6 protein-coding genes are annotated in these 6889 nt (G+C 71.7%); 4 read left to right on the forward strand and 2 right to left on the reverse strand.

From position 1 onward, the window contains the following. Window positions 1-19 precede the first annotated feature (19 nt). Window positions 20-1273, forward strand: a complete 1254-nt coding sequence (locus ABR571_RS10990) for an alpha/beta hydrolase (protein ID WP_409453242.1) — start codon at window positions 20-22, stop codon at window positions 1271-1273. Here ABR571_RS10990 and ABR571_RS10995 read toward each other — a convergent pair. Then, window positions 1270-3384: an acyl-CoA dehydrogenase family protein gene (locus tag ABR571_RS10995; RefSeq protein ID WP_409453243.1), complete on the reverse strand. Its 2115-nt coding sequence runs from the start codon at window positions 3382-3384 to the stop codon at window positions 1270-1272. The genes ABR571_RS10990 and ABR571_RS10995 overlap by 4 nt on opposite strands. 172 nt (window positions 3385-3556) lie before the next feature. Between ABR571_RS10995 and kstR the strand changes: the two genes are divergently transcribed. The 3 genes from kstR to ABR571_RS11010 all read left to right on the forward strand — a co-directional run bounded on the left by kstR (window position 3557) and on the right by ABR571_RS11010 (window position 6370). Continuing rightward, on the forward strand, window positions 3557-4195 hold the full coding sequence (kstR, locus tag ABR571_RS11000; RefSeq protein WP_409453244.1) for a cholesterol catabolism transcriptional regulator KstR: 639 nt from the start codon (window positions 3557-3559) through the stop codon (window positions 4193-4195). A gap of 170 nt (window positions 4196-4365) precedes the next feature. Continuing rightward, a complete protein-coding gene (locus tag ABR571_RS11005; protein WP_409453245.1) occupies window positions 4366-5415 on the forward strand; it encodes an ABC transporter permease in 1050 nt (349 codons plus the stop codon). A 4-nt stretch (window positions 5416-5419) separates the two neighbouring features. Beyond that, window positions 5420-6370, forward strand: a complete 951-nt coding sequence (locus ABR571_RS11010; RefSeq protein ID WP_409453246.1) for an ATP-binding cassette domain-containing protein — start codon at window positions 5420-5422, stop codon at window positions 6368-6370. A 6-nt stretch (window positions 6371-6376) separates the two neighbouring features. Here ABR571_RS11010 and ABR571_RS11015 read toward each other — a convergent pair. Further along, window positions 6377-6889: proteasome accessory factor PafA2 family protein (locus ABR571_RS11015; RefSeq protein WP_409453247.1), on the reverse strand; the 513-nt coding region annotated here is incomplete at its 5' end.

Raw genomic sequence — 6889 nt, forward strand, 5'->3', positions numbered from 1 at the left:
TCTGCATAGGATGACGGCTATGAGTGACCGGTTCCTCACGCGCGAGCTCGTCCAGCTCGGCTTCGCCGCCAACGCGCTGCGCCCGGTGAAGAACGCGCCCGCGAGCGTCCCCGCGTTCTTCAGCGGCTGGCTCACGGCCGAACTGGCGCCGCACCTGCTCGCCCTGACTGCGGCCGACACCGCGCAGCACGTCGCCCGCCACGGCGTGCAGTCCCGCCGCGACGCCCTCGGCGTGGTCGCCGCGCTGGGGAACATCGCGGCGTACGCGGCGCTGATCGGCGGGGGGAAGCGGGCGGCCGACCAGATCGAGGACGCCCTCGTCGAGGCGCTCGGCAGCGACTACCGCGAAGTCATCGCCCGCGACCCCATGCCCGACGACGTGTCGGCGCCCTGGCCCTCGCTGGCGATGCCGTTCCGGATGCGCAACGTGGACGTCACCCGCCGGCGCCGGTTGCCCTACGCGCCCGGTGGTCGTCGGTTCGAGCTCGACGTCTTCCACCACCGCGACCAGCCCGCCGGCGCCCCGGTCCTGCTGCAGGTGCACGGCGGCGCGTGGATCATCGGCAACAAGGACCAGCAGGGCATTCCCCTCATGCTGCACATGGCGGCACGCGGTTGGGTCTGCGTCGCCGTCAACTACCCGCTCTCTCCCCGCGCGCGGTGGCCCGAGCACCTCATCGCCGTCAAGCAGGCGATGCGGTGGATCCGCGAGCACGGGGCCGAGTACGGCGCCGACCCGTCGTTCGTCGCCGTAACGGGTGGCTCGGCCGGCGGCCACCTGGCCGCGATGGTCGGGCTCACCGGCGAGGACAAGTCCTTGCAGCCCGGCTTCGAGGAGGTCGACACCGCGGTTCAGGCCTGCGTCCCGCACTACGGCGTCTACGACTTCACCGACGAGAGCGGCACCCGGTACGCGCGGCAGCGGATGAACAGCCTGCTTCGCCCGATGGTGATGCCGCGGGACGCGAAGTATCCCGACGACTTTCGCGCCGCATCCCCCCTGTTCCGGATCACCCCCGAGGCGCCGCCGTTCCTGGTCGTGCACGGGCGCAACGACACGCTCGTGCCGGTGCGCGAAGCGCGGGAGTTCGTCGCTCGCCTGCGCGACACGGCGAAGAACCCGGTCGCATATGCCGAGATCGCCGGCGCCCAGCATGCCTTCGACATCTTCCCGTCGCTGCGCAGCGCCGGCGTCCTCCGCGGCGTCGCCCGCTTCCTGGAGTGGTGCCACGCGACACGGGACGAGCGAGCCGCGGGGAAGGTGCCCGCCTAACCGCGGGGCAGGCCGAGGATCCGCTCGCCGGCCAGGGTGAGCAGCACCTGCGTCGTTCCCCCGGCGATCGTCAGGCAGCGGGTCATCAGGAAGTTGTGCAGTGGCTCGCCGGCGATGAGGCCGTCGGCGCCGATGAGATCCAGAGCCGCCTCGGCCACCGCCTGCCGGTGCCGCACCCCGATCAGCTTGCGCACGCTCGAGCCGGCTTCGTCGCTCTGCCCACCGAGGCGCAGCAGGGTCGTCCGCAGGTCGAGCAGCGAACCGGCGAGCCCGGCCCCGACGAGCGCCCCGAGGCGCGTCGCGATCATCGGATCGTCGATGGATCCGGTCTCCGCGCTGTGCGCGACGAGCCGCTCGACCGCATCGCCGATGCTCGAGCCGCCTCCCATCGCAACCCGCTCGTGCGACAGCGTCGTGCGGGCCAGCGGCCAACCGCCGTTGACCTCGCCGACCACCAGCTCGTCCGCAACGAAGACGTCGTCGAGGAAGATCTCGTTGAACAGTGCTTCGCCGGTGATCTCGCGCAGCGGCCGGATGTCCAGTCCGGCTGACTTCATGTCCACGACGAAGTAGGTGATTCCCTTGTGCTTCGGCGCGTCGGGATCGGTGCGGGCCAGGCAGATTCCCCAGTCGGCCCGGTCGGCGACCGAGGTCCACACCTTCTGCCCGGACAGCCGCCAGCCCCCGTCAACGCGGACGGCCCGGGTCCGCAGGGAGGCGAGGTCCGAGCCGGCGCCGGGTTCGCTGAACAGCTGGCACCAGACGAGTTCGCCGCGCAGGGTGGGCGCGGCGAAGCGCTCGATCTGTTCGGGCGACCCGTGCTTGAGGATGGTGGGCACGGCCCAGCCGGCGATCACGAGATCGGGACGGACGACGCCGGCGCGGTCGAGTTCCTCGTCGATGAGCAGCTGCAGGGCCGGCGATGCCGCCAGCCCGTGCGGCCGGGGCCAGTGGGGCATCAGGTAGCCCGACTCGGCGAGGGCGCGCCGACGCTCGCCGGCCGGTTCGGCGGCCAGCGTCTCGGCCTGCCGCCGCACGTCCGCGCGTTGGTCCTCGACGTCGAGTTCGACGTGCAGGCGTCGGCGGCACCCGCCCGCGGTGAGCTCGGCGACCCGGCGGCGCCAGCGGTCGGTTCCACCGACGAACGCCCGCAAGGCGACGGCGCGGCGCAGGTAGAGATGCGCATCGTGTTCCCAGGTGTAACCGATGCCGCCCAGAACCTGGATGCAGTCCTTGGCGTTGTCGACCGCGGCGTCCAGCCCGACGGCGGCCGCCACCGCCGCAGCCAGGGCGTGCTGCTGCGGGTCGTCAGTGGTCTCCGCGGCATCCCACGCCACGGCGGCCGCGACCTCCGCGCGGCAGAGCATCTCGGCGCACAGGTGCTTGATGGCCTGGAAGCTGCCGATCGGCTTGCCGAACTGCTCGCGCAGCTTGGCGTGCGCGACCGCCGTCCGCAGGCACCAGGCCGCCACGCCTGCGGCCTCCGCCGCGGCCAGCGTCGCGGCCAGGTCGCGGACGCGCTCGGCCGTCCCGTCCGGCACCCGTTCGGCCGCGGCGCCGTCGAACTGCACCTCGCTGACCGTCCGGGAGAAATCAGCGGCGGGCAGGTCGAGCGTCTTGACCTGGCCCTGCGCACCGTCGACCACGAACCACGTTCCCTCTCCGTCGGAGACGAGGACGACCCCATCGGGCAGCACCCCGAGTCCCGGGCGCGCGGTGCCGTGCAGCCGGTCGTCCGCCTCGAGCCGGAGCTCGGTCGGCTCGAGCACGACGCCGGCCGTGCGAGCGCCGGAGACCAGTGCGGCCGCGTGCGGAGAATCGCCGAGCACCAGGCCGGTCAGCACGGTGGGCAGCAGCGGGCCGCCCACGAGGGCGTCCGCGCACTGCTCGAGGGCGACCGCGAGCTCGGTGACGGAGCCGCCGGCGCCGCCGCTCGATTTGGGAGCGGCCGCGCCGAGCACGCCGAGCGCGGCCACCTCTGGCCAGCCGGCCCGCCAGCGGTCGGGCTCGGTCTCCATCGCCCGCACCGTGTCCGCCGCCCGGCCGCGCTTGCCCCACGCGTACAGCATCTCGGCCCACGCGCGCTGATCGGCGGTCACGGATATGGGCATGTCTCTCCTGGGTCTGCGGGCCGGACGGACGTGGGTCGATTCTAGAACGTGTTCTATCTGATGGGAACACGGCGCTTGCTGGCCGACGTGTCATCCTTCTGAAACATGTTCTTGCCAGCATGACCGATGCTAGGGTCGAAAACGGCTCACTACTACTTCAAGGGAAACGACCATGGCGGCTCCGCGCGCGAAGGCTCCGAACGGGCCGGCGCCCGTGACCGACGAGCTCGGCTCGTCGGCCCAGCGCGACCGGCGCAAGCGGATCCTTGACGCCACGCTCGCCCTCGCGTCCAAGGGTGGCTACGACGCGGTCCAGATGCGCGCGGTCGCCGAACGGGCCGACGTCGCGCTGGGAACGCTCTACCGCTACTTCCCTTCGAAGATCCACCTCCTCGTCTCGGCCCTCGCCCGCGAGCTCGAGCGGGTTCGCGAGCGGACCGAACGCCTCCCGCTGCCGGGCGAGACGCCCTACGAGCGGTTGATGTTCATCCTGGACCGCATCACCAAGGGCCTCCAGCGCGATCCGCAGCTGACCGAGGCGATGACCCGGGCGTTCATGTTCGCCGACGCGTCTGCGGCTGCCGAGGTCGATACGGTCGGCCGGCTCATGGACCGAATGTTCGCGCGGGCGCTGACCGACGACGACCCGAGTGACCAGCAGCTGGCCATCTCCCGCGTCATCAGCGACGTGTGGCTCGCCAACCTGGTCGCCTGGGTGACCCGGCGCGCGTCGGCCAACGACGTGGCGGACCGGCTCGAGCTGACGATCGCGCTGTTGCTTGGTGAGCGTAAGGCCACCTCGACGATCTAGGCCGCCCGGGCCTTGTCACAGTGCTTATGCCGGCGTCGGGGTCATCGCGCTGACGATGCCCGCCTTGTGCGGTACCGCCCGGCTGGGGTCGACCGGGAACTCGCCACGCTGTAAGTTCCGGACGCCAAGTTGACGAGGCGCGCCCGCGCCCAGGGACGAGGTCTCCCGCGATGGTGTCGATCACGCTCGCCGATCTCCGCTACCGGTATCGCCAGTTCCTCATCGCGGTCGTCGGCGCCGGTGTGGTGCTGGCCATGGCGATCCTGCTGTCCGGGCTCGCCGCGGGCTTCCGCTCCGAGATCAACCGGACGGTGGATGCCGTCGGCGCCGACCGCTGGGTGCTGAGCCAGCAGTCGAACGGGCGGATCACCGCGGTCGCCACGTTCGACCAGGGCGCGGTCGCGCAGGTCGCGGCCTCGGCCGGAATAACCCGGGCCAGCGGCTTGGTCTTCCTGCCGCAGGAGGTCTTCCACGCCGACCGGCGGCTGGTGACGGTGAACGTCATGGGCGTCGAACCGCACGGTCTGGGCGTTCCCGTCGTCGGCCACGGGTCGACGGTCACCGCACCAGGTCAGGTGGTCGTGGACAGCCGCGCCGGCATCCCGCGCGGTGCGACGGTCCGCCTCGGTGGGGTCGCACTCCGGGTCGTCGGGATCGTCACCGACCGCACGCTCGCGGCGGGCATCCCGATGGCCTACATGACGCTGGGCGACGCGCAGGCCGCACTGTTCGGCGGCCGGTCGATCGTCACCGCCGTGGTCATCAAGGGCGTGCTGCACACCGCTCCGCCCGGCCTCGAGGTGCTGACCAACCGGCAGGTGCAGAGCCAAACCCTGGCGACGCTGGCCGGTGGCGTCACCTCGATCAAGAACTCCCGGACGCTGATGTGGGTCGTCGCGGCGATCATTATTGCCGCGCTGATCTACGTCTCCGCACTGCAGCGCGTCCGCGACTTCGCTGTGCTGAAGGCGCTGGGGTCGTCGTCGCTGTCACTGTTCGGCAGCCTGTGCCTGCAGTCGGTGATCGTCACCCTCCTGGCGGCCGCACTGGGCACCGGGATCTCGACGTTCATGACCGGGATCTTCAGCCAGCCGCTGACCGTACCGGCCAGCGCCTACAGCACGCTGCCGATCGTGGCCGTGGTCGTCGGGCTCGTCGCCAGCCTGGTCGCGCTGCGGCGCGCGACCGGGGCCGACCCGGTGGCGGCGTTCGGGGGCTGAGGGGATGACGAGACTCGCGGTTCGCGACCTCACGGTCGAGTACGTCACCGGTGGCTACCGGATGCGGCCGCTCGAGGACCTGTCGTTCACCGCCGAGGACGGGCAGCTGGTCGTGCTGCTTGGCCCGTCCGGCTGCGGGAAGACCACGCTGCTGTCCTGTCTGGCCGGCCTGTTGACCCCGACCGCCGGGTCGATCGTGGTCGACGACACCGAGGTCACCGAGCTGCGCGGCACGGCCCGGTCGGACTACCGGCGCAACACCGTCGGGGTGGTGTTCCAGGCGTTCAATCTGATCCCGAGCCTGAGCGCGCTGGGCAACGTCATGGTCCCGTTGCGCCTGGCCGGCAACAGCCGGTCCTTCGCCCGGGGAAAAGCACGCGGGTTGCTCGAACAGGTCGATCTGGCCGACCGGGCCGATCACCGGCCGGCCCAGCTGTCGGGCGGTCAGCAGCAGCGGGTCGCGATCGCCCGCGCGTTGGCCCAGGATCCGCCGCTGGTCATCGCCGACGAACCGACCGCGCATCTAGACAGCGTCCAGGTCGAGGGCATCCTCCGGCTGATCCGTGACATCGCGGCGGCCGGGCGCCTGGTCATCGTGGCCACCCACGACGCGAGGATCACCCAGCTGGCCGACCGGGTGGTGGAGCTGGTGAAGCACCGAGCCGAGCCGCCGGCCGAGCCCGTCGAGCTGCACCTCGACGAGGGCGAGCTCCTGTTCCGGCAGGGCGACCGCAGCGACGTCGTCTACGTCGTGCGCTCCGGCTGCGTGCGGATCTTCCGCGAGCTGGCCGACGGGACCGAGGAACGGCTCACGGACATCGGCGTGGGTGCCTACTTCGGCGAGCTCGGGCCGCTGCTCGATCTGCCGCGCAGCGCGAGCGCACGGGCCATCGAACCGACCGAACTCGTCGGCCTGGGCCCCCAGGCGTTCCGGGCCCGGTTCCACCGTCCGTAGTCGGCCTCAGCGCGCAGCGTTGAGGGCCGCAACGAGCTCGCCGGCCGTCGCGCACCGGTCGAGCAGTTCGCCGACGTGCGCGCGGGTGCCGCGCAACGGCTCGAGCATCGGCACGCGGACCAGCGACTCCCGCCCGACGTCGAAGATGACCGAGTCCCACGACGCGGCGGCCACCGACGGGCCGTAACGCCGCAGGCACTCGCCGCGGAAGTAGGCGCGGGTGTCCTCGGGGGGCGCGGAGATCGCCGTCTCGGCGGCACCGTCCGGCAGCAGCGTCTGCATCGCGCCACGGGAGACGAGCCGGTAGTAGAGGCCCTTCTCCGGACGGATGTCGGAGTACTGCAGGTCGACCAGCTGCAGCCGCGGAGAATCCCAATCCAGGCCGTCGCGGTCGCGGTAACCCTCGAGGAGTCGCAGTTTCGCGACCCAGTCGAGCTCGCGGGCCAGGAGCATCGGGTCGGCGGCCAGGCGCTGCAGCACCGACTCCCAGCGATCGAGGACATTGCGGGTCTGCTCGTC

The organism is Jatrophihabitans sp., from assembly GCF_046262535.1.
Classification (GTDB): domain Bacteria; phylum Actinomycetota; class Actinomycetes; order Mycobacteriales; family Jatrophihabitantaceae; genus Jatrophihabitans.